At 68.7% G+C, this 21,012-nt stretch carries 17 protein-coding genes; 5 read left to right on the top strand and 12 right to left on the bottom strand.

What is annotated here, in order from left to right:
- Positions 1-123: 123 nt before the first annotated feature.
- Positions 124-1,443: a serine hydrolase gene (locus tag ACIHFD_RS30205; protein WP_397369751.1), complete on the bottom strand. Its 1,320-nt coding sequence runs from the start codon at positions 1,441-1,443 to the stop codon at positions 124-126.
- A 919-nt stretch (positions 1,444-2,362) separates the two neighbouring features.
- On the opposite strand from ACIHFD_RS30205, the gene ACIHFD_RS30200 reads away from it, so the two are divergent.
- Positions 2,363-3,508 carry a hypothetical protein gene (locus ACIHFD_RS30200; protein WP_397369750.1) on the top strand — a complete coding sequence of 382 codons (1,146 nt, stop codon included), beginning with the start codon at positions 2,363-2,365 and terminating at the stop codon, positions 3,506-3,508.
- 143 nt (positions 3,509-3,651) lie between these two features.
- Complete coding sequence (locus ACIHFD_RS30195) at positions 3,652-4,284, top strand: hypothetical protein (protein ID WP_397369749.1); 633 nt, start codon at positions 3,652-3,654, stop codon at positions 4,282-4,284.
- A gap of 938 nt (positions 4,285-5,222) precedes the next feature.
- Here ACIHFD_RS30195 and ACIHFD_RS30190 read toward each other — a convergent pair.
- From ACIHFD_RS30190 to ACIHFD_RS30145, 10 genes are all read right to left on the bottom strand, one after another.
- Positions 5,223-6,818, bottom strand: coding sequence for an FAD-dependent monooxygenase (locus ACIHFD_RS30190; RefSeq protein ID WP_397369748.1), 1,596 nt, complete (start codon positions 6,816-6,818; stop codon positions 5,223-5,225).
- Positions 6,819-7,408: 590 nt separating this feature from the next.
- Positions 7,409-8,503 carry a hypothetical protein gene (locus ACIHFD_RS30185; RefSeq protein ID WP_397369747.1) on the bottom strand — a complete coding sequence of 365 codons (1,095 nt, stop codon included), beginning with the start codon at positions 8,501-8,503 and terminating at the stop codon, positions 7,409-7,411.
- Positions 8,500-8,994, bottom strand: a complete 495-nt coding sequence (locus ACIHFD_RS30180; protein WP_350729965.1) for a SigE family RNA polymerase sigma factor — start codon at positions 8,992-8,994, stop codon at positions 8,500-8,502. The genes ACIHFD_RS30185 and ACIHFD_RS30180 overlap by 4 nt, the downstream gene beginning before the upstream one ends.
- A 43-nt stretch (positions 8,995-9,037) precedes the next feature.
- Entirely contained in the window at positions 9,038-9,331 is a 294-nt protein-coding gene (locus ACIHFD_RS30175; RefSeq protein ID WP_192790536.1) for an MTH1187 family thiamine-binding protein, read from the bottom strand.
- A 135-nt stretch (positions 9,332-9,466) separates the two neighbouring features.
- Positions 9,467-9,790 carry a hypothetical protein gene (locus tag ACIHFD_RS30170; RefSeq protein ID WP_350729967.1) on the bottom strand — a complete coding sequence of 108 codons (324 nt, stop codon included), beginning with the start codon at positions 9,788-9,790 and terminating at the stop codon, positions 9,467-9,469.
- Between the two features lie 10 nt (positions 9,791-9,800).
- Positions 9,801-10,478 carry a uracil-DNA glycosylase gene (locus ACIHFD_RS30165; RefSeq protein ID WP_350729969.1) on the bottom strand — a complete coding sequence of 226 codons (678 nt, stop codon included), beginning with the start codon at positions 10,476-10,478 and terminating at the stop codon, positions 9,801-9,803.
- Positions 10,479-10,584: 106 nt separating this feature from the next.
- Positions 10,585-11,484, bottom strand: a complete 900-nt coding sequence (locus ACIHFD_RS30160) for a carbohydrate ABC transporter permease (protein WP_350729971.1) — start codon at positions 11,482-11,484, stop codon at positions 10,585-10,587.
- Entirely contained in the window at positions 11,481-12,857 is a 1,377-nt protein-coding gene (locus tag ACIHFD_RS30155; RefSeq protein ID WP_397369746.1) for an ABC transporter permease subunit, read from the bottom strand. Before ACIHFD_RS30155 ends, ACIHFD_RS30160 begins: the two co-directional genes overlap by 4 nt.
- A 12-nt stretch (positions 12,858-12,869) precedes the next feature.
- Positions 12,870-14,204 (bottom strand): ABC transporter substrate-binding protein, encoded by a 1,335-nt coding sequence (locus ACIHFD_RS30150; RefSeq protein ID WP_363962772.1) that lies wholly within the window; start codon positions 14,202-14,204, stop codon positions 12,870-12,872.
- 7 nt (positions 14,205-14,211) lie between these two features.
- Positions 14,212-15,459: an ABC transporter substrate-binding protein gene (locus tag ACIHFD_RS30145; RefSeq protein WP_355191377.1), complete on the bottom strand. Its 1,248-nt coding sequence runs from the start codon at positions 15,457-15,459 to the stop codon at positions 14,212-14,214.
- A 130-nt stretch (positions 15,460-15,589) separates the two neighbouring features.
- Between ACIHFD_RS30145 and ACIHFD_RS30140 the strand changes: the two genes are divergently transcribed.
- From ACIHFD_RS30140 to ACIHFD_RS30130, 3 genes are read left to right on the top strand one after another with little or no spacing between them, the layout of a single operon-like run.
- Complete coding sequence (locus ACIHFD_RS30140) at positions 15,590-16,096, top strand: PadR family transcriptional regulator (protein WP_350729978.1); 507 nt, start codon at positions 15,590-15,592, stop codon at positions 16,094-16,096.
- Positions 16,093-16,821, top strand: coding sequence for an ABC transporter ATP-binding protein (locus tag ACIHFD_RS30135; protein ID WP_350729980.1), 729 nt, complete (start codon positions 16,093-16,095; stop codon positions 16,819-16,821). The genes ACIHFD_RS30140 and ACIHFD_RS30135 overlap by 4 nt, the downstream gene beginning before the upstream one ends.
- The gene (locus ACIHFD_RS30130; protein ID WP_397369745.1) at positions 16,818-19,085 is read left to right on the top strand and encodes an FtsX-like permease family protein; all 2,268 of its coding nucleotides are present in this window, start codon (positions 16,818-16,820) and stop codon (positions 19,083-19,085) included. The genes ACIHFD_RS30135 and ACIHFD_RS30130 overlap by 4 nt, the downstream gene beginning before the upstream one ends.
- Here the strand turns inward: ACIHFD_RS30130 and treS are convergent.
- Positions 19,072-20,787 (bottom strand): maltose alpha-D-glucosyltransferase, encoded by a 1,716-nt coding sequence (gene treS / locus ACIHFD_RS30125; RefSeq protein ID WP_364244700.1) that lies wholly within the window; start codon positions 20,785-20,787, stop codon positions 19,072-19,074. The genes ACIHFD_RS30130 and treS overlap by 14 nt on opposite strands.
- Positions 20,788-21,012 lie beyond the last annotated feature (225 nt).

Below are 21,012 nucleotides of genomic sequence, written 5' to 3'. Positions count from 1 at the left end.
ACCTGCCCAGCGCGGGCTACCCAGCGCGAGCCTGCGCAACGGGGCCTGTCTAGCACTGGGGCCTGCTCAGCGCTGGGGCCTGCCCCGGGCTGGGCAGGCCCCACTCGGTCAAGATCTCATGCGCTAGGGATAGCGCCGCTTCTCGTAGTCGTCGATGACCTTGCCCAGCTTGGCGAGCTTCTCGGTGAACCAGACGTTCTCGGCGCCCGTCGGCGGGCGGTTGGAGTCCACGTACTGGTAACCGAGGTTGGAGAACATGGTGACGACGTAGGTGCGGCCTCCCTTGCCGGGCAGGGCCTTCACGATGCCCGCGTCAGCGCCGGAGTTGTTCACCCAGCCGTTCTTGTGGGCGTACGTCACCTCGGCCGCGTCGTTGCACGGCCGTACGTCGCGGCCGTACGCGATGCCCTGGCCGGGGATGGTCACGGTGCCGTCGGCGCCGATCCAACGCGAGGGCGTGAGCTGCGGGATGCCCGGGGCGGGGTAGGTGGCGCCACACCAGTTGGTGGTTGACAGGGCGAGGTTCATGCCCTGGTCGCCGAGCTTGCTCTTGAAGAACTCGCGGGAGGCGTCGCTGAGGACGGCGGCGGTGACGCCGGTGCCGTTGGGAGCCGTCCACAGGGTGCCCAGGCCGCCGTTGACCAGCATCAGCAGCTTGGCCGTGTCGAGCGAGCTCATGGTGACGGGGTTGCCCCAGCGTCCGCCGGTGTTCGGGTTGGTGTTCTTCAGTTGCAGGGTCTCCAGGCCCAGGTCCTGGAAGGTCTGGTTGAGGCCGTCGACGGCTGCGCGGTCGTGCAGCAGTTTGACCATGGCGCAAGCAGCGTTGTTGGACGACCAGGTGAGCGCGGCGTCCAGGTAGCCGCGGATCGTGTTGCTGCTGCCCGGCCCGCACAGCGAGCTGATCGGCGCGATCGGCTCGTAGTTGTAGGTGTCGTCGAGCGAGATCTGCCCCTGGTCCACGAGGCGCAGCACCCCGAAGGCCACCATCAGCTTCAGCACCGACGCGGGGTACGGGCTCATGAAGTCGATGGAGGCGTTCTCGCGGCCCGGCACCACGTCGATGGTGCCCTGGCCGTGGTTGGCGTACCAGCCGGCGTCGTCCCACTGGCGCCAGCGGACGTCGGTGGTGTGCAGATTGCGGTCGACCGGTACGACCTTCCCGTCCGGATACTGCGGGCTCATCAGCACGGTGCCCGAGGAGACGGGGCGGCCCGCCCGGTTCAGCTCGATGACGGTCAGGTCGATCTGCGGCTGCTGCGAGATCGGTTCGGCCGCCGCGACGGCCGCGAGCAGGTCAGCCTTCTTCGGCGGTTTCCTGGCCTCCTTGTCGACGCTGTCCTGCCGCAGCGCGTTCAACTCGGCCGTGCCGGTCGGCGGATTGGTGTCCAGGACCTGCTCGAACTGCGACTGGTCGAGTGCCCGGCGTAAGTGATGCGCGAGCACGCTCGCGGAGCCGTCCTCTGATGCGGCAGCCGGAGGCGGCGCGACCAAACCGCCCAGCAGTACGGCTGCGGCGGCAAGCCCGGCGAGACCTCGACTTCGATTTCTGGATCTTGAGAGGTTCACCGCGCCACTCTAGCCAGCGAGCGAGCCGGCGCGGCGCAAAACTACTACGCCTGAGCGTTGACGAGCAGCGCCATCCTCCGGCGCGCCAAGCGCACGGCCGACTCTTCCGGCACGTCCACGCCCACCGATGCAGACTACGAGCCTGCTGACCGGCCACCCACAGCTGCCGGAGCGGAGCGTCATCCACAAGGGCGAGCACAGCCCCAAGCATTATCCACAGAACCCCGTTCCACCCCGCCCAAGCCCCCCGCGATCACCGATGATCCTGAGTGCCCCACCAACCCCGACCTCCAAACACCCGCTGAAACCCCCAACACGCCGAACACCCCCAACACGCCGAACACCCCCAACACGCCGGGCACCCCCAACTCGCGAGACACCTTCAACCGGCCGGACATCCCCAACTCGCGAGAAGCCCCCGACCAGCCGGACACCTCAACCGGCCCGACCCCCGACACCCACATCACGCCCCAGACCCCCAACTCGCCCGACACCCACATCACGCCCCAGACCCCCAACTCGCCCGACGTCCAGATAGTCCCGGACACCCCCAACACCGCTACACCCACCAACACCCCGGGCACTCCCGGCGCCTCCAGCACCCCCCAACATCGCAAGCCCTCAACATCGCGGCTTCCATACCGCGACACCACCAACAGCGCCACGCCGCGACCCCCTAACGCCGCGACGACCCTCAACGCCCCCAAACCACCAACACCCTCAACACGCCAAACCCACCAACGCCCTCAACGCCACGGTTCGTGCGGAGCCAGAGACAACCCGGAGTACATACACCATGAAGATCATCCTGCCGTTGCCCGCCACGCTGACCTCCCTCTTCATCGTGGCCACGGAGCGCCTGCCGTTCGACGTCGACTCCTTCGTCCCCTGGCGCATATCCGGCCCGTACAGAAGAGCCGCGATCACCGCAGCAGGCAGCGGCTCCTTGACGGTGACCCACCACCAGACTCCCTGGAAACCAACCGCGACCAACCTCACAAGCGAGGAAAGACGCCGCCTACGCCGCACCGGCCAACACGTGGTGGTGTCCACGACCGCACCCCCGCACAAGCTTCCGACCAGCATTCAGACGGCGAGGGCGACGGCCCGGGCCCTGGCGAGGGAGTGCGACGGCCTCCTGATCGACCCGCTGACAGGCACCAACATCCTCACCTGCGGAAGATGCGCAGGCGAGCCCCCGGACTTCCGCCTCACCGACGACTGGCTGTCCTGGGACGTCCAGGTCCACGACGCGGCGACCTGTCCACCCTGGGATCCGTCCGACATGGGCGTGTGCGACTGCCTGCGCGTCACATCCCGAGGCCTGCGCCGCTTCGCCCTCCCCGAGATCACCCTCGACGGCGCCGCCTGCGCCCACAACCTGTGCGCGACCAACCTCCTCCGCACAGTGGCCCACCGCCTTGTCACAGACCACCTGGCCTACGTAGCCGCTCACCCGGAGGCCACCGACCGCAAAATCGACGACTTCCTCCAGATAAGCCCCACAGACCAGCCGGACGGCGGCCTCCCTTTCGGCGTCCAGCTGACGCCCTACGACGCGGACCAGGGCGAACTGGGCCGCACAGGCACCATCCGCCGCCTCAAGATCGGCCCACCACCAGGCGCCGGCCAGATCACCTGCCTGAAGGTCGGCCCACCATCCGGCTTCCCCGGCTCCCTGAACGACTGGCTATGCGCCACCCAAAAACCCGCCCACCCCTCACTCACCTTGATCAACTGCCACCCCTCAACCCCACCCACCCCCTCACTCCCAGCTCCATTCGCTCCAACACCCCCGACCCCGCAACACCCTCTCGAACCAACTCGAGCCGTCCCGCAAGCTCCGCTCACGGAGCCGAGGCCAGCCCCAATCCTGGCCATGGCACCGACTCCGACCCCCGCTCATCCCCCGCGCGCGGAGGTCGAACGTGCAGCAGCCTGAGCCCGACCCTGGGCCCCAGCGACCCCGGCGCGACCCGGCTACGGCGTCGACGGACACCCTCCTCTTACGCACTCACGTGCAGGAGAGAGCAAGGGAAGCACAGGAGTGATGCCTGTTCTGACCGGATTTGTTAATAAAAGTGCATGCTCGTCCTGAACCGAATCGAGACATTCGACCGTCCAAGTGACGTGATCCCCTTTGAGATGATCGATGAAGATCTGCGTACGGCGCGTCGGCGGGTGCGTCGCTGGGAGGGGCTGAGCGAGCGCCACACGGCGGTCGTCGCCCTCGTGAGAAAGGCCCGGCGGGAGCTCGATGCGGTCGGGGTGTGGGATCAAGAGCAGGTAGCCGTCGCGGAAACGAGGCTGGGCGCGTACACGTCAGCGCTCGCGGAGGTGGAACGGGACCTGGCCGAGGTGGGTCCGGCGCGGGAGCTCTACGAGGAGTTGCTGGCACGTGAAGAGCAGCGAGTGGCCGCATCGGCCGATCCCCGAGGTGCCGAGCTGCTGGAGATCGGGCGGTTGCTCGCCGAGCTGGATGTGGAGCTGCCTGCTCGGGAACGGGCACGTGCGGCCGGTCTCGCCGCCCTGCACGGCCGGGGGACGGTGGGCGAGTTCGTCCGGCAGGTGGAGGCACTCGGCCTGATGGCGGAAGACAGCGTTCAGGGGATGAGCGGTGTCCGGCAAGTCGCGGAGCAACTCGAGGACCGTTGCCGGGAACTGGCGCAGCTCCGTGACAGGTTGCGGGCTCGCCGAGAGGAGTTGCTGCTCGGCTGAGCCGGTCCTGCGTGGTCTGTCCCGTTCGAGATCGGTTGGACCAGCAGCTAAGGCCCAATTGAGTGAGTTGGGCTAGTGCAGTGATCGAAAGCACTCGCCACCAGCCACCAGCCACCAGCCACCAGCCACCAGCCACCAGCCACAGGCAACGGCCACAGGCAACGGCCAACGGCAACGGGCAACGGCCAACGGGCAACGGCCAACGGGCAACGGCCAACGGGCAACGGCCAACGGGCAACGACGGGCATTGGCCAACGACGGGCATTGGCCAACGGTCCCCATCCATCGGCCTCCAGCCATCCCCAGGAGAGGGGCCCAGCAGGGCCACGGCAGGCAGGTTGGGCAGAAGGGCTTGGCGGAGGGCTCCGGTAGAGGTCCCGGTCCAGGGCACTGGGAGAGACCCCGGTAGAGGGCCCTGTCGGTGGGGACTGGCAGAAGGGGCCGACAATCCGGCATTTAGGGAGTCGCGCTCAGCGATGCGCGTGCGTGCTCATGGGGGCCGGTCCTCCGGAGGGTGCTGTTCCGGTGGGTTACGGCTGCCCGTGGAGCAGGGGTGGGGCGGCCGTGGGGCCAGCGGTCGGTGTATGGCTCGGGACCTGTTCGACGTGGGTCGGGCGGGATGGCTCGGGACCTGGCCCGAGGTCGTCGGGTGACATGGCTCGGGACTTAGTTCGAGCTGGTCGGGTTCATGCCTTGGGACCTGGACGGCCACGGGGCGCGGAAGTCTGGGCGGGGCCCGGCCGCGGCGGTTCGAAGTGGTCGGGTGGGATGGTTCGGGACCGGGTTCGAGGTTGTTGGGTGGGATGGCTCGGGTCTGGCCCGAGGTGGTCGGGTGGGATGGCTCGGGACCTGGTTCGAGGTGGTTAGGGGGTTGGGATCTGGTTTGGGGTGGTTGGGGGATGGGTTGGGATCTGCTCTGAGTGGTTGGGGGATGGCTGCTAGCGGCTCAGGAGTTGGGTCATGATCTGGTCGAGGGTGGCTGCCGGGTTTGGGACGGGGCCGGGGGAGCGCCAGGCTACGTAGCCGTCCGGTCGGACCAGGACGGCGCCGCCCCCGCTGACGCCGTACCGCTTCCGGAAGTGTCCCTCCACGTCCTTCAGTTCCTCGTCCACCACCAAGCGCGTGAGTTGGACGCCGAGGCGCTCCTTGACCAGACGTCCGGCGTCCATCCAGGCCTGGCCGCCCTGTCTGTCGGCCAGCAGTACGAAGCCGGAGCCGAAGAGGTCGATGGTCGAGATGCGCTGGCCTTCCCAGTCGAGCACCACGTGTGGGGCGCGGCTGCCCGGACGGCCGGTGGGTACGCGTGGGTCCTCCAGGATGGAGCCGTCGTCGCCGGGTTCGTCCAGGATGGCTGTGGAGTGGTAGCGATAGCCGATGATGACGCTCATGAAGTCCTCGATGGGCTCCGGGTAGCCGACGCGGACGGTTGGAGGCATGCGTACGCCGAGGTTGGCGAGCTGGGCGTCGGCCGTCAGCGTGCCGATCGGGCGGCGTTCGGCGTCGTACGTGTCGAGGAAGTCGGGCCCGGCCTGGCCTGTGACGACGAGCCAGAGCCGCCAGGCGAGGTCGCAGCCGTCCTGGAGTGCGGTGCTGCCGCCCTGCCCGCCGGTCGGCGGCATGGTGTGGGCCGCGTCCCCGGCGAAGAACACCCGGCCGGCGCGGTACGTGTCGGCCACCACGTGCCCCAGAGTGAACGACGTCTTGTCCAGTAACTGGACGTCCAGGTCAGGTCGGTCGGCTGCGATGCGGACCAGCTCTCTGCAGCGCTCCTCGGTGAAGTCGGCTTCGCTCTGGCCGTCGGAGTAGTTGACGCCCAGCACGTGGGCCCCGACGCCGGTGCCGGTCACGATCACGCCGGTGAAGAGGTCGTTCTGCAGGTACCAGAGTGTGACCTCGCGCTCGCGTACCAGCCCGCTCAGGTCCGCGTCGAACATGATCGAGCACATCCGGCCCAGCTCGCCCTTGCCCGAGGTGGGGACGTTCAGGAGGCGGCGGAGCGGGCTCCGGTAGCCGTCCGCGGCGACCACGTAGTCGGCCCGTACGAGGCGGTCGCCGTCGGCATCGCGGATCAGCGCGATCACGCCGTCCTCGTCCTGTTCCAGCGAGACCAGCTCGGTGGAGAAGCGCAGGTCGGCGCCCAGCTCCTCGGCCGTGTACCGCAGCAGCTGCTCGATCGCGGCCTGGGGCGCCCCCACCTGCGCCGCCGGGGTGATGTCGGCCAGGAAGGCCATTTCCTCCTGCTCATCGTTGATGAGCATGTGGGGGTTCGGGTCGGCCAGGCTCTTGGCGATCGCTATGCGCATGTTGTCCCCGATGCCTGCCCAGGTCTCGCGGAGCTCCTGCTCGATGCCGGGGACGGGGCGCAGCAGCTCGATGGCTCGCGGGCCGACACCGAACGCCTTGGGTTGGATCGAGGTGCTTGGATGCTTCTCCACCAGCATGACGGGTACGTCGCGCCAAGCCAGGAGTGTTGCCGTGCTCAGGCCTGCGTACCCACCGCCCACCACCAGGACGGGCACCCGCTCTTGTTCCATGCTTGTCCACCTCCGGGAACGCGTAGTATCGCGTCTATGGTCGAGGACACGATATGTCGCGTCCGGGGAAGCGGTCAAGACATATCGCGTTGTGGGGTGGAGTGGGTGGGGGAGTGGGGGTGGGGATGTTAACTGCAGGGGCGCGGGGTACCGGGGTGTGGGGTGCGCACGGCCTGGGCGGCGCCGGAGGGAGTTGTGGTTGTGGGGTGTGCGTGGCCCGGCCGGCGCCGAGGGCTACTTGTGGGGGTGCGTGGTCGGCACAGGGGGCCTTGTGGGTGTGGGTACGCGCGGCTGGGAGAGAGTGCGGAGCGGGGGTGCGCGCGGCCCGGCCTGTGCCGGGGGTTGTGGGTGGTGGGGGTGCGAACGCGGCTGGCGCCGGAGCTTGTGGGGGTGGGTGCGGCTGGCAGGGGGGTGCGGAGTGAGGCGTGCGCGGCCCGGCCGGTGCAGGGGCTTGGAGGGTGTGCGCGGCCGGCCTGGGGGTGTGTGGGGCGAGTGTGCGTGGTGGATGCCGACGTTGTGGGGGTTGGGGTGGACCCGCGCATGGGGTGGGCGGGTCCGTGGGTTGATGGGTGGGTGTGTGTGGGTTGGTGTTAGTGGACCAGGCCTGGGACCAGGGTTTTTCCGTAGTTGCGTAGGGCGAAGAGTTCTCGGGTTTTGCCGGTTCGTACGTCCATGGCGTAGACCATCGGCTTGGGTCCGCGTGGTGACTCGGGGGTGGCGACCACGGTCACCTCGGTGGAGTTCAGCCAGCCGCCGAGTCCCGACGGCTGGAGCCCTTCCGGCATGCCGGAGATCGGGACTCGGGTTTCGCGGCCGCCCCGCACCGGGTCGAAGACGACGATCGAGCCGTCCAGTTGCACCATCGGGCGGCGGTTCGGGTCGTAGGTCTGGCCCAGTCGGGTGAGGGTGCGGCCGTCGGGGGCGAGGGCGCTGTAGTCGTACGTGAAGTCCGGGATGGTGATCGGGTCGTGGCCGAGCACCCGCACCTGGCTGGAGTTCTCGTACGGCTTGACGAGCACGACGGGGCCGGATCCGTCCGACACGCTCACCGGCCACCAGCCGCGCGGGAGGTCGGACACCGTGCCCCCCTCCACGTCCACCAGCTTGTTGGGCTCCCGCCGCCCGCCCCAGCTCGACACGATGAACCGCAGCCCGCTGGGCGACAGCCGCAGGGTGTGTTCGGCCGAGCGCGAGAAGTCCTCCGCGGGCTGCTTCAGCGGGGACTTCCAGGTTCTGCCGCTCGCCAGGTCGCGCACCACGATCGTGCGCTGCTTCGAGCTGTAGTAGGCCAGCCGGCGGCCGTCCGCCGTGACCGCCAGGGGGCCGGTCTCCGGTGCCGTGGTCAGTTCGTAGGTGTCGCCGTCGCGGGTCACGAGCCGCCAGGCGTTCTTCGCGCACGTGGTGGTGCGGCATTCCGGCCGGTACGCCTGTTCGATCGGCCCGACGCCTTCCGGGGGCAGCGGAGAGACCGTCGTCTCCGGCGGGGTGAGCATGACCGGGGGCTCGGGGCGTAGCTGTTGGAGGAGCACGGTGCCGCCGCCCGCGATGAGGCAGGTCGCCGCGGCGATGGCCACGGCCAGGCGGGTGGCGCGCCGACGGCGGGCGCCTCGCACCGCCTGGGCCGCCAGGTCGACGGCGGGCGCCTGTTCGGCCAGCGCGTGCAGGTCTTCGCGCAGCGGGTTCACCGGTACACCTCCTGGGGGACGAGCGCGCGCAGTTTCGACAGCGCATAGTGGGTCTGGCTCTTGACGGTGCCGACCGAGACGCCCAAGAGCTGCGCGGTCTCGTGTTCGGTGCGATCTTCGTAGAAGCGCAGCACGATCAGCGCCCGCTGTTTCGGCGTGAGCCGCGCCAGTGCGTGGAGCAGGGCGATCCGGCGTACGGTCGCCTCGTCGTGCGGTTGCCCGGACGCCGCGAACTCCGGCAGTTCGGCCTCAGAGAGCTCGATCCGCTTGCGCTTGCGCCAGGAGATGGTCTGGTTCACCAGGGCTTTGCGCGCGTACGCCTCGGGGTTGCCACCCTTGGCGAGCTTGGCCCAGTGGGAGGCGACGCGCGTGAGGACCGTCTGCAACAGGTCCTCGGCGAGGTGGGCGTTCCCGGTGAGCAGGTACGCCGTCCGCATCAGCGATTGCTGGCGGGTTCGTACGAACTCGTGGAACCCCTCGTAACGGTCCATGCATAAAACAACTTCGCCGAAGGGTCCAAGGTTGGAAAATCGGCTATTCGGAGAGGTGGCGTTCCAGGGACTCGAGCTTGCTGGTCATCCCGTCGGTAACCCCCTGCCGGAGATCGGCCTTGAGCACCAGGCTGACCCGGGGCGCGACCTCCGCCACCGCGTCCACCGCGCGCTTCACCACGTCCATGACCTCGTCCCACTCGCCCTCGATCGTGGTGAACATGGCGTCCGTACGGTTGGGCAGGCCGCTGTCGCGGACCACCTTGACGGCGCGGGCGACGGGCTCGGCGACTCCTTCGCCGACGCCCAGCGGGGTGATGGAGAATGCGACGATCACTGCGTGCCTCCTTGCGGCGGGCCGGAGGGTACCGATCCTAACGAGCCGTCGGGTCTCGACGAGCCGTCAGAGAGAAGCGAAAAGCCACGACGCCTCACCAGAACGCCGTGGCCACCGCCGTACTTCACCCACGCGTCACACGTGGTCGTGCTCCTCTTCGTCCTCGTCCTCGCTGGGCCCCTCGGAGGGCTCCACCCCGAGGACGGCCTCGCGCGGCTCGATCTCGTTGATGTGGTCGACAAGCTGCAGCACGTGGTCCGGCTCGATGAGCCACTGCAGCGCCGAGGCGCCCGTCTCGTCGGAGCTGACCAGCTCGGCCTGCTCGGTGCGCTCCTCGGCGGTGAGGTCGGCGTCCGGGTGCCGGATCTCGGCCAGCGCCGCCGCCTGCAAAGCGTCCACGTCAAGCACCTCGACGGTCAGCTCGACCGTGAGACGCAGGAACTTCGGTTCATCACTCATGGCGACGACTCTAGGGCAGCTTCCACTCGACAGGTGCCGCGCCTTGCTGTTCCAGCAGCTCATTGGCCCGGCTGAAGGGACGCGAGCCGAAGAAGCCGCTGCGCGCGGAGAGAGGGGAGGGGTGGGCGGACTCGATGCGGGGCACATTGCCGAGCATCGGGGCCAGGTTGCGGGCGTCGCGGCCCCAGAGGATGGCCACCATCGGCTTGTTGCGTGCCACGAGGGCGTGGATGGCCTGCTCGGTGACCTGCTCCCAGCCCTTGCCCCGGTGGGAGGCGGGCTTGCCGGGCATCACGGTGAGGACCCTGTTGAGGAGCAGGACGCCCTGCTCGGCCCACGGCGTCAGGTCGCCGTTGGCGGGGCGGGGGAGGCCGAGGTCGGTCTCCATCTCCTTGTAGATGTTGACCAGGCTGCCGGGCAGCGGTCGCACCTCGGGCGCCACCGAGAACGACAGCCCGACCGGGTGACCGGGCGTGGGATAGGGGTCCTGGCCCACGATCAGCACCTTGACGTCGTCGAAGGGCTGGTTGAAGGCACGCAGCACGTGCGTGCCCGCGGGCAGGTACTGCCTGCCATCGGCGATTTCCTTGCGCAGGAATTCGCCCATCAGGGAGATCTGCTCGGAGACGGGCTCAAGCGCACTGGCCCATCCGGCTTCGACGACTTCGTTCAGTGGACGACCGGCCATGGCCGATGAGCTTATCGAGGTCTGGTACGGCTTACTGCCGAAACGTCGGGTCCAGCCGTACCAGAATGATCACAAGGTGCCCGCGCGGTTCGCGCGGGCACCTTGATCACTTCACGGAACCGGCCATCATGCCCTGGACGAAGTACCGCTGGAAGGCGAAGAACAGGACCAGCGGGATGAGCAGCGACAGGAACGCACCGGACGAGAGGATGTCCACGTTCGATCCGAACTGCCGCATCTGGGACTGCAGGGCCTTGGTCATCGGCTGGTTGTCGGTGTTGGCGAAGACCAGCGCGATGAGCATGTCGTTCCACACCCACAGGAACTGGAAGATGCCCAGCGAGGCGATGGCGGGCTTGCCCAGCGGGAACACCACCGACACGAAGATCTTCCACTCCGGCGCCCCGTCCATCCGCGCCGCCTCCAGCAGCGAGGACGGGATGCCGACGAAGAAGTTGCGCAGCAGGAAGATGGCGAACGGCAGGCCGAACGCCGTGTGGAACAGCACCACGCCCGGGATCGAGCCGAAGATCCCGATGCCTCCGTAGAAGGACGCGACGGGGATCAGCGCGATCTGGATGGGCACGATCAGCAGCCCGACCACGACGAGGAACGCCCCGTCACGCCCGGGGAACTCCATCCACGCGAACGCGTAGGCGGCCATGGCCGCGATGCCGATCACCAGGACCGTCGTCGGCACCGTGATCAGCACGGTGTTCCAGAAGGACGCGGTGAAACCGCTGGCCAGCAGGTCCTTGTAGTTCGCGAGGGTCAGCTCGGCAGGCTTGGTGAAGATCGTCCACCAGCCCTCGGAGGTGTTGACGTCCGTCGTACGCATCGAGACGACGAGCAGGCCCAGCGTCGGCACCAGCCAGAACAGGCCGAGCAGGATCATGATCACCTGGACGGCGCCGCCGCCGATCCGGTCCACGATCTTGCTCACCACGCTCCTGCGTGGCGCGCCCGTCTCCAGCCCCGAAGGGGCGGTAGCCGTGGCTGTCGTCATGATTCGTCCCTCCTGAACCGGCGAATGTTCATGATCATGAAGGGGAGGACCAGAACGAGCAGGAAGACGGCCAGCGCGCTGCCCAGACCCTGGTTGTTCCCGCCGCCGAACGCCACGCGCCACATCTCCAGCGCGACCACGTTCGCCTGGGGTTGGACCGAGGCCGGGGCGATGATGAAGACAAGGTCGAACACCTTCAGCGTATTGATGATCATCGTCACGAAGACGACGAGCAGCACCGGCGACAGCAGCGGCACGGTGATCTTGCGGAACACCTGCCACTCCGAGGCGCCGTCGATGCGGGCCGCCTCCAGCGCGTCACGCGGGATCGCCGCGAGCCCCGCCGCGATCAGCACCATGGCGAAACCGGCCCACACCCACACGAACGCGCCGATGATCGCCGGGGTGATGAGTGTCGGGCCGAGCCAGCTCAGGCCTTTGTAGGCGGCCTGGAAGTTCGACTGCGGGAGTCGTACGACATAGGAGCCGGCGGACAGGCCCTGGAAGCGGAACGAGCCGTCGTCGGCCGTCGTGGCGGTCGCGGCGACCTTGCCGTTCTGCACCGCCTCGACGGTCATGCCCGGCAGGCCCTTCTCCGAGGTGTCCACCTCGCCGTTCTTGCCGCCGCCTCCCGGTGTGAAGTCGAACCACACGGTCCCCGAGAGGCCGTCGCCGGCCGAGGGGGCCTTGGCGGCCTGGGCGTTGCTCGGCAGGGCGTTCGGCTTGACGCCCACGATCGGGATCAGCACCGGCTGACCCGCCTGGGCGGGCTGCTTGGTGACGACCGCGCCGCCGTCGGCGGCGACCGGCGACTGCTCGCCCTCGCGCGGGCGCGCCTCCGGGTAGCCCTGTGAGGAGGAGAAAGTGTCGTGCACGGTGGTGAGCACGGCGTTGGCCACGCCCTTGGCGGGGTCCTGCTCGTAGACGAAGCGGAAGATCACGCCCGCCGCCATCAGGGAGACCGCCATGGGCATGAACACGATCAGTTTGAACGCCGTCGACCACCTGATCCGCTCGGTCAGGACCGCGAAGATCAGGCCCAGCGTGGTCACCACGATCGGCGCGATGACAACCCAGATGAGGTTGTTGCGGATCGTGGTGAGCATGCCGGAGTCGGTGAAGATCGTGGCGTAGTTGCCCAGCCCCACGAATCCGGTGCCCGCCGAGTCGAACAGGCTCCGGAAGATGGAGTAGACGATCGGGTAGACCACCCAGATGCCCAGCAGCACCGCCGCCGGGAGGAGGAAGGCTATGGCGACCGCCGGCGAGGGGCCGAGGCGTCGTTGCGTACGGGGGGTTTCAGCCGGTCCGGTGGAGGGCTCGTCCGCGGTGTCCGCGGACGAGACCTGCGGGCCGTCCAACCGTTCGGTCACGGCCTTACCTCTTTACTTCTTCCAGGCCTTCTTGGCCTCGGCTTCCAGTGTGGTCTGAGTGCCCTTGATGTCGCTCGGGTTGCGCAGGAAGTCCTGCAGCGCCTTCCACTCGCCCTTGCCGTCGGTGGCGCCGAACGCGCTCGGCGCCAGGTCGGACATGTCGTAGCGGACGGCGTCGCCGGCCGAGACGATCGTCTGGCCGAGCTGCTTGGTCAGCTCGTCGGGGTAGTTGTCGGGGGAGACGTTCTTGTTGGGCGACAGGTAGCCGGGCAGCTTGGCCCAGATCTCGCCACCCTCCTTGGAGGCCAGGAACTGCAGCAGCGCCATCGCGCCGGGGGAGTCCTTCATCGCGACCGCGACGTCGCCGCCCAGGACGACGGGGGCCGTGTCACCGGCCTTGGGGAACGGGAAGTACTTGGCCTCCTCGCCCACCTTGGCCTTCGACTGCGCCGCGGAGACGGCCACGAAGTCGGCCTCGATCACCATGGCGGCCTTCTTGTCGCCGTAGACCTTGGTCACGCAGCCGGGGAAGTCGGTCTGCAGGGCGCCGGCGTTGCCGTCGACCACGAACTCCTTCTTGCCCGCGATCTGCGCGATCTTCTCCAGCGCGGTGGTCACGGTCGGGTCCGTCCACGGGATCTCGTGCTTGGAGAGCTTGTCGTAGTTCTCCGGCCCGGCGGTGGACAGGTAGACGTTCTCGAAGAGGTCGGTCAGCGTCCAGCCGGAGGCACCGCAGAACGAGAACGGCGCGGTGCCGGAGTCTGCGATGGTCTGCGCGTTCTTGACCAGCTCGTCCCAGGTGGTGGCCGGCTGCACGCCCGCGTCGTCGTACGCCTGCGCCCGGTACCAGACCAGCGACTTGTGCGCCGCCTTGATGAGCACGCCGTACACCTTGCCGCTGGCGGAGCCGAGCTCCTTCCAGTACGGGGTGTAGTTGGTGTCCACCTCCTTGACGACGTCGTCGGTCAGCGGGATGAGCGCGCTCTGGTCGGCGTACTGCTGCACCAGGCCCGGCTGCGGCAGGATCGCGACGTCCGGCGGGTTCTTGCCCTGGATGCGCGGGCCGAGGTAGGCGCCGGTGTCCTCACCGGTGGAGGCGTACGTGACCTCCGCCCCGGTCTTCTCGGTGAAGGCCTTGAGCACCTGCTGGAAGTTCTTCTGCTCGTCGCCGGTCCACTTGGCGGCGACCTCGAGCTTCACGCCCTGCAGCGGCTTGGCGCCGGCGGCGGGGGCCGACGCGGAGCCGGAAGCGTCGGTGGACGGCGAGGTGGTCGTCGGGGCGTTGCCGCAGGCGGCGACGGCTACCGCGAGCCCGGCCAGGATTGCTGCTGCTCTGGCGTTTCGCATGGCTGCCTCACTGTGTTCTGATGATCTCTTCGATTTCGGACTTCATGGAGACCGCGGCGTCGTCCGCGGACTCCGTGGAGGGGTTGCCGAGCGCCTTGGCGACCGAACTGGCGATCACCAGGCTCAGCTGGTTGTAGTTGGCGCTCACCGGCCGTGCCTTGGCGGCGAGGATGCTCTCCTTGAGCACGGGCAGGTAGGGGAAGCGCTTGATCAGGGCGGGGTCGTCGTAGAGCTCGGTCCACACGGGCGGGAAGGAGCCCTCGGTGAGGACACGGCGCTCGTTCTCCAGGCTGGTGAAGTAGCGGATGAACTCCTGCGCCGTGTGCTGATGCTTGGAGTACGCGCTGATGGCGAGGTTGGCGCCGCCCAGCGTGCTGGACCCGGGGCCGTTGAGCCCCGGCAGCCGGGTCACTCCCAGCTTGTCGCCCAGTTTCGCCCTGGCCGGGCCGTAGCCGTGCGGCCAGTTGCGGGCGAAGGCGAGCCGGCCCTCCTGGAAGGCCAGGCGCGTCTCCTCCTCCTTGTAGCTCAGTGACTCCTTGGGGATCCAGCCCTCGCGCAGGCCCTGGAGCAGGAAGTCGAGTGCGATGCGCGTCTTGGCCGGATCGAGGGTCACCTCGGTGCCGTCCTTGCTGACGATCTGCCCGCCGGCGGACTGCAGCGCCTCGGAGAAGTTGACGGTGAGCCCTTCATACGCCAGGAACTGCCCGGCATAGCCTCCAATATCGTTCTTTTTCATTATTTGTCGGGATTGGTCGCGAAGCTCGGCCCACGTCCGTGGCGGCTTCTTGACCAGGTCGGTCCGGTAGTAGAGCAACCCTGCATTGCTCGTGTACGGGACGGCCCAGAGCTTGTTCTTGTAGACCGCCGTTTCCACGACGGGCGGCAGGAACCTGTCGAGCGGGAACAACCCGCGCTCCAGGGGGATGATCCAGCCGTTCTCCGCGAACTCGGCAGTCCACACCACGTCGAGCCCCAGTACGTCGTACCGGCTGCTCTTGGCCTGGAGGTTGGCCACCATCTGAGCGCGCTGCTCGTCGGCGGCCTCGGGCAGCTCCAGCAGCGTCACCTTCTCGGCCGGGTGGGCCTGGTTCCAGCGGTCCAGCAAGGGTTGCAGGTACGCCGTGGTGTCGCGGCCGGTGGCGAACGTGATGGGGCCTGTGCCGCCCGTGCCCGTTTCGCCGCCGCCCTCATTGCTCGCGGGCGCGCAGCCGGCCGCCGCCAGGAGGACGACCAGGGAGAGCGTGAGCGAGCGCACTCTGTTTCCTCCACGTTCAGAGTGATTTACATACGTGTTAGGTAGATGCATTCATGTTATGCACACATGTAATCTGTAGGTCAACGGCTAGATACGTAACGCGTTCGTAACACGGTGGGGAGGTGGGGCGGTGCGACTTCACCTGCTGGCGCTCCTGGCTAAGGAGCCGGCCCATGGGTACGAGCTCAAACAGGCGCTGGAGCAGACGTTCGGCAGCGCCTATCCGTCCCCCAACATCGGCCAGATCTACGTCACGCTCGGCAGGCTGGAGAAGGACGGCCTCGTCCGGGCGGTGGACGTGGAGCAGTCCAATCGGCCCAACAAGAAGGTCTACTACCTCACCGCCAAGGGCCGGGACGTGCTCACCCTCTGGGTGGACGAGCCCACCGAGGGCCCCAGGGTGCGCGACGAGTTCTTCATGAAGCTCGTGCTGGCCCCACTCACCGGCATCGCCGACCGGATGGCGCTGATCAGTCGTCAGCGCCGCCACTACCTGTCGCTCATGGGCGATCTCAACGACCTCCTGGCCCGCACTGCGCCGACCGACCGGGTGGCCATCCTCCTCATCGAGGGCGCCATGCTCCACCTGCAGGCGGACCTTGACTGGCTGGAGCGTTGCCAGGAGGATCTGGCATGAGCGCGGTTGTGAAAACGGTCAATCTGGTCAAAATCTACCAGGATGGCGCAGTGCCCGTGCCTGCCGTACGCGGCGTGGACCTGCAGGTCGAGCCGGGTGAGTTCGTCGCGATCATGGGTCCGTCCGGCTCCGGGAAGTCCACGCTCGTCCACATGCTGGGCGGGCTCGACACCAGGACGAGCGGCGAGATCTGGCTCGACGGCAAGCGCGTCGACACGCTCTCGGAGAGCGCCTGGGCGCTGCTGCGGCGCAAGAAGGTCGGGTTCGTCTTCCAGTTCTTCAACCTCGTCGCCAACATGACCGTGGGCGACAACGTCGAGCTGCCCGCGCTGCTGGCCGGGGCCTCGCCCAAGGTGGCCCGCGAGCGCAGGGAGAGCCTGCTCGGCGCGCTCAACCTCACCGACCGCGCCGACGCCTCGCCCGCCCAGCTCTCCGGAGGCGAGCAGCAGCGGGTCGCGCTGGCCAGGGCGCTGGCCAACCAGCCCAGCGTGCTGCTGGCCGACGAGCCCACCGGCAACCTCGACAGCCGCAACACCCGCGACGTGCTCCGCCTGCTCAGCGACGTCCACAAGGAGGGCCAGACGATCGTGATGGTCACCCACGACGCGCGCGTGGCGAGCCTGGCCGACCGGCTGGTGTCGCTGTTCGACGGGGAGATCGTGGACGACGGCCGCATCGCGCGCCGCCGCACGCGCACGGCCGGCGAGGTGATCGACCTCCGATGAGCGCGTCTCTGGCGGGGAGCCGGTGGATCAAGGCCGACCTGCGGGCCCGGAAGGGCCAGGCGGTGCTGACGGTGCTGACCGTGGCCGGGATCGTGGCCGCGCTGATCACCGCGGCGACCCTGCTCGAGGAGGGCACCAACCCGTGGCGCAGCCTGTTCGCCCAGACCGACGGCGCCCACGTCTGGCTCTACACCGACGACAGCCCTCAGGCTGACCTGAGCGGCATCGACGGCGTGACGCAGATCGCGGGCCCGTACCGCTCGGCGCCCGTGACCGTGGCGCAGGAGGGCAAGAAGGAGCCCGCGGCGCTGCGCGCGATGCCCGCCGCGCCGCCGCAGGTGGCGCACCCGCTGGTGGCCGAGGGCAGGTGGCTGGACCCCTCCCAGCCCGACGGCGTGGTCGTCGAGCGCTCGTTCGCGACCTCGCTGCGGCTCAGGATCGGCGCGCCCTTCACGATCATCGCGCTCGACGGCAAGCGCCACACCCTGTACGTACGCGGCATCGCCGACTCCGCCGAGCAGGGCTTCTATCCCCAGTGGACGCCCGGCCTGGCCTACGTGCTGCCCGTCATGCTCGACCGCATCGAGCCCATGCTGGGCCGCAGCGAGTGGGTGACCGGGCTGCGCCTGGCCGACCCCGACGCCACGCAGGTCGTCTCGCAGCGCGTGGTCGTCATGCTGGAGGACAAGCTCCAGCGGGTCTACACCTGGCGCGAGGTCAGGGCCGCCATGGAGCTGGACAACCGGCTGCTGGGCACGCTGCTGGCGCTGTTCGGCGTGGTCGGGCTGGTGGCCGCCGCGCTCGCCCTGGCCAACGCGGCCGGCGGCCGGGTGCTGGCCCAGCTCCGCGACCTGGCCACGCTCAAGTCGATGGGCTTCACCAGGGGCCAGCTCGCGCTGCTGCTCCTGGCCGAGCACGGCGCGCTGGGCCTGCTCGGCGTCGCGATCGGCGCCGTGGTGGGCTGGGGCGTGATGGCGGCGATGCTCGGCGCGACGTCCGTGGCGCCGATCCCCGTGCTGGCCATCGTCGCGGGCACGGCCCTGGTGGTGCTGGCCGCCGTGGGGCTGCCCGCGTGGCGCGGCGGCCGCACGCCGCCGATCCCCGACGCGCCCGCCCTGCCGCCGCGCGGCCGCCTGTCCAGGCTGGCCCGGCTGGCCCTCCTCGTACGCCTCCCGCCCGCCCTCGTACTCGGCACCAGGGACGCCTTCACCAGGCGCGTGCCGGCGTTCCTGACGGCGTTCGGGCTGGCCGTGCCGATGATGATGGTCACGATCGGGCTCGGCGTCTGGGCGACGCTCGACAACTTCGCCGACCACCCCGAGCAGGTCGGCCAGCACGCGAGCCTGTACGTCAGGCCGGGCAAGGCGGAGCCGGCCGAGGCCGAGCGTGTCGCCAAGCTGGACGAGGGCGTGGAGACGGTCTATCCGGGCACCGACGTGGACGCCCTGGCGCCCGGCATGGCCCGCTCGGTCCGCGTGCGGGCCATCGGCAGCTCGACGGAGCCGTACCCGTTCCCGGTGGTCGAGGGGCGCATGTACGGCCGTCAGGGGGAGGCGGTGGCCGGGCAGGGGCTGCTCGACCTGCTGGGCATCAAGATCGGCGACCGGGTGCGGCTGACCGTGGGCGGCACGCCGCTGATCGTCAGGATCGTCGGCAGGACCGTCGAGCCCGACCTCGACGGCGAGGTGATTTCCGTCGGGCTCGACAGCCTGGCGGCCAAGGACTCGGTGCCGCCGGAGTACTACGCGCTCGCCCTCAAGAAGGGGGCGGACCCCGCCGAGGTGCGCGGGCGGCTGCTGTCGGAGTCGGCCGAGAGCCTCGACGTGCAGGCCGCGGTCAACCCGGCGGACCGGCTGTCGATCATCCGGGTGGTGATCGTGGCGCTGATCGCCGTGCTGATGCTGATCGGCCTGGCCAACCTGCTCACCGCCAGCGCGCTCGGGCTGCGCGACCACGCGTTCGACCTGGCCGTGCTCAAGGCCATGGGGCTGACACCGCGCCAGGTCATGGCCACGCTGGTGACGGGCACCGGGCTGCTGGTCGTGCTCGGCGTCGGCGTGGGCGCCGCGGCGGGCATGTCCGTGGTGACGGGGCTGATCGACCTGCAGGGCCACACGAGCGGCGTCGGCGCGGGCATCGGGCGCGCGCCCTCCGCCCTGACACTGGCCGTCGCCGTCGTGGGAGCCGTGGGCACGGCCCTCGCGGTGGCGCTCATTCCCGCCCGCCGCGCGGCCCGTGCCCAGGTGCCGGTCACGTCGCGCTGAGAGCGGCCTTTTCCTTCTTCTTCAGCGCGAACCAGTAGAAGCCGTGCCCCGGCAGCGTCAGCAGGTACGGCAGCTCGCCGACCGGCGGGAACTCCACCCCGCCCCGCGCCTCGACCGGGACCATCCCCTCGAACCTGCGCAGGTCCAGCTCGACCGGCTGCGGGAACTTCGACAGGTTGTTCACGCAGAGCATGATGTCGTCGCGGTCCTCGCGGACGAAGGTGAGCACGGAGGGGTTCGACGACCACATTTCCGTGTACGCCCCCACGCCGAACACCGGGTGGTTGCGCCGGATCTCCAGCATCTTGCGGGTGAAGTGGAGCAGCGAGCCCTCATGGCGCTGCTGGGCCTCCACGTTGACCGCCTGGTAGCCGTAGATCGGGTCCATGACCGCGGGCAGGTAGAGCCGTCCGGGGTCGGCGGAGGAGAACCCGGCGTTGCGGTCGGGGCTCCACTGCATCGGCGTGCGGACCGAGTCGCGGTCCTCCAGCCAGATGTTGTCGCCCATGCCGATCTCGTCGCCGTAGTACATGACCGGCGAACCCGGCAGGCTCAGCAGCAGGGCCGTGAACAGCTCGATCCGGTCCCTGTCGTTCTCGAGCAGCGGGGCCAGACGCCGGCGGATGCCCAGGTAGGCCCGCATGCGCGGGTCCTTGGCGTACTCCTTGTGCATGTAGTCGCGCTCTTCCTCGCTCACCGTCTCGAGCGTGAGCTCGTCGTGGTTGCGGAGGAAGATGCCCCACTGCGCTTTGTCGGGCAGCTTGGGCGTGCGCGACATGATCTCGGAGATCGGCTCGCGGGTCTCCTTCTTGACCGCCATGTAGATGCGCGGCATGAGCGGGAAGTGGAAGGCCATGTGGCACTCGTCGCCCCCGGTGGTGGGGTCGCCGAAGTATTCGACCACGTCCTCGGGCCAGCCGTTGGCCTCGGCCAGCAGCACCCGGTCGGGGTAGAGGCGGTCCACCTCGGCCCGGACCTTCTTCAGGTACGCGTGCGTCTCCGGCAATCCCGAGCACGCGGTGCCCTCACGCTCGAACAGGTACGGCACCGCGTCCAGCCGGAAACCGTCGATGCCCAGGTCCAGCCAGAACCGCAGGACCTCCAGCATGGCCTCCTGCACCGCCGGGTTGTCATAGTTCAGGTCCGGCTGGTGGTGGAAGAAACGGTGCCAGTAGTACTGCTTGCGCACCGGGTCGTAGGTCCAGTTGGACTCCTCGGCGCCGATGAAGATGATCGGGGCGTCGGGATAGGCGCCAGGATGGTCCGACCACACGTAGAAGTCGCCGAACGGACCCTCGGGGTCGTGCCGGGACGCCTGGAACCAGGGGTGGCGATCGCTGGTGTGGTTCATCACGAGGTCGGTGATGATCCGCAGGCCACGTTCGTGAGCCTTCTCGATCAGCTGCACGAAGTCACCCAGGTCCCCGAAGTCCGGGAGGATCTTCATGTAGTCCGAGATGTCATATCCGCCGTCGCGCAGGGGCGACTCGTACAGCGGCAGCAACCACAGGCAGTCCACGCCGAGCCACTCGAGGTAGCCCAGCTTCTCGATGAGACCGCGAAGGTCGCCGGTGCCGTCGCCGTTGGAGTCCTTGAACCCCCGGACGAGAATCTCGTAGAACACCGCCCGCTTGTACCAGGCAGGATCCTCCGAGACGAACGCCTCGGAGATCGGCTCCGGCAATGGGGATGCGTTGATCATATGTCGCTCACAGGAAGAGATGTGGGCAGGACGAAGTCACCGGTTACCCCGGCGTTACTAGCTGGTGACCGCGCCGCGTGGAGTCGTCATCCCTGCGAACTCCACTGCCCTGGAACGAGACCGGATTTGTGATCTGGTGCCCGTTTGTGCGGCGCTTACGGGCCGAACACTACCAGCCCGTTGGCTTTCCGGAACCCGCTTCTGCTGTACCAGGGTTAATACCCG

It is taken from the genome of Nonomuraea sp. NPDC051941, assembly GCF_044593615.1.
Note: the sequence above shows the minus strand (reverse complement) of the source record. Positions and strands in the feature narration are given on the sequence as shown.

Excerpts from the sequence above, each read along its gene's own strand:
- ACIHFD_RS30190 (WP_397369748.1), bottom strand. The coding sequence starts at position 6,818 with ATGGAACAAGAGCGGGTGCCCGTCCTGGTGGTGGGCGGTGGGTACGCA.
- ACIHFD_RS30195 (WP_397369749.1), top strand. The coding sequence starts at position 3,652 with ATGCTCGTCCTGAACCGAATCGAGACATTCGACCGTCCAAGTGACGTG.
- ACIHFD_RS30200 (WP_397369750.1), top strand. The coding sequence starts at position 2,363 with ATGAAGATCATCCTGCCGTTGCCCGCCACGCTGACCTCCCTCTTCATC.
- treS (WP_364244700.1), bottom strand. The coding sequence starts at position 20,787 with ATGATCAACGCATCCCCATTGCCGGAGCCGATCTCCGAGGCGTTCGTC.
- ACIHFD_RS30130 (WP_397369745.1), top strand. The coding sequence starts at position 16,818 with ATGAGCGCGTCTCTGGCGGGGAGCCGGTGGATCAAGGCCGACCTGCGG.
- ACIHFD_RS30160 (WP_350729971.1), bottom strand. The coding sequence starts at position 11,484 with ATGACGACAGCCACGGCTACCGCCCCTTCGGGGCTGGAGACGGGCGCG.
- ACIHFD_RS30165 (WP_350729969.1), bottom strand. The coding sequence starts at position 10,478 with ATGGCCGGTCGTCCACTGAACGAAGTCGTCGAAGCCGGATGGGCCAGT.
- ACIHFD_RS30180 (WP_350729965.1), bottom strand. The coding sequence starts at position 8,994 with ATGGACCGTTACGAGGGGTTCCACGAGTTCGTACGAACCCGCCAGCAA.
- ACIHFD_RS30170 (WP_350729967.1), bottom strand. The coding sequence starts at position 9,790 with ATGAGTGATGAACCGAAGTTCCTGCGTCTCACGGTCGAGCTGACCGTC.
- ACIHFD_RS30150 (WP_363962772.1), bottom strand. The coding sequence starts at position 14,204 with ATGCGAAACGCCAGAGCAGCAGCAATCCTGGCCGGGCTCGCGGTAGCC.
- ACIHFD_RS30135 (WP_350729980.1), top strand. The coding sequence starts at position 16,093 with ATGAGCGCGGTTGTGAAAACGGTCAATCTGGTCAAAATCTACCAGGAT.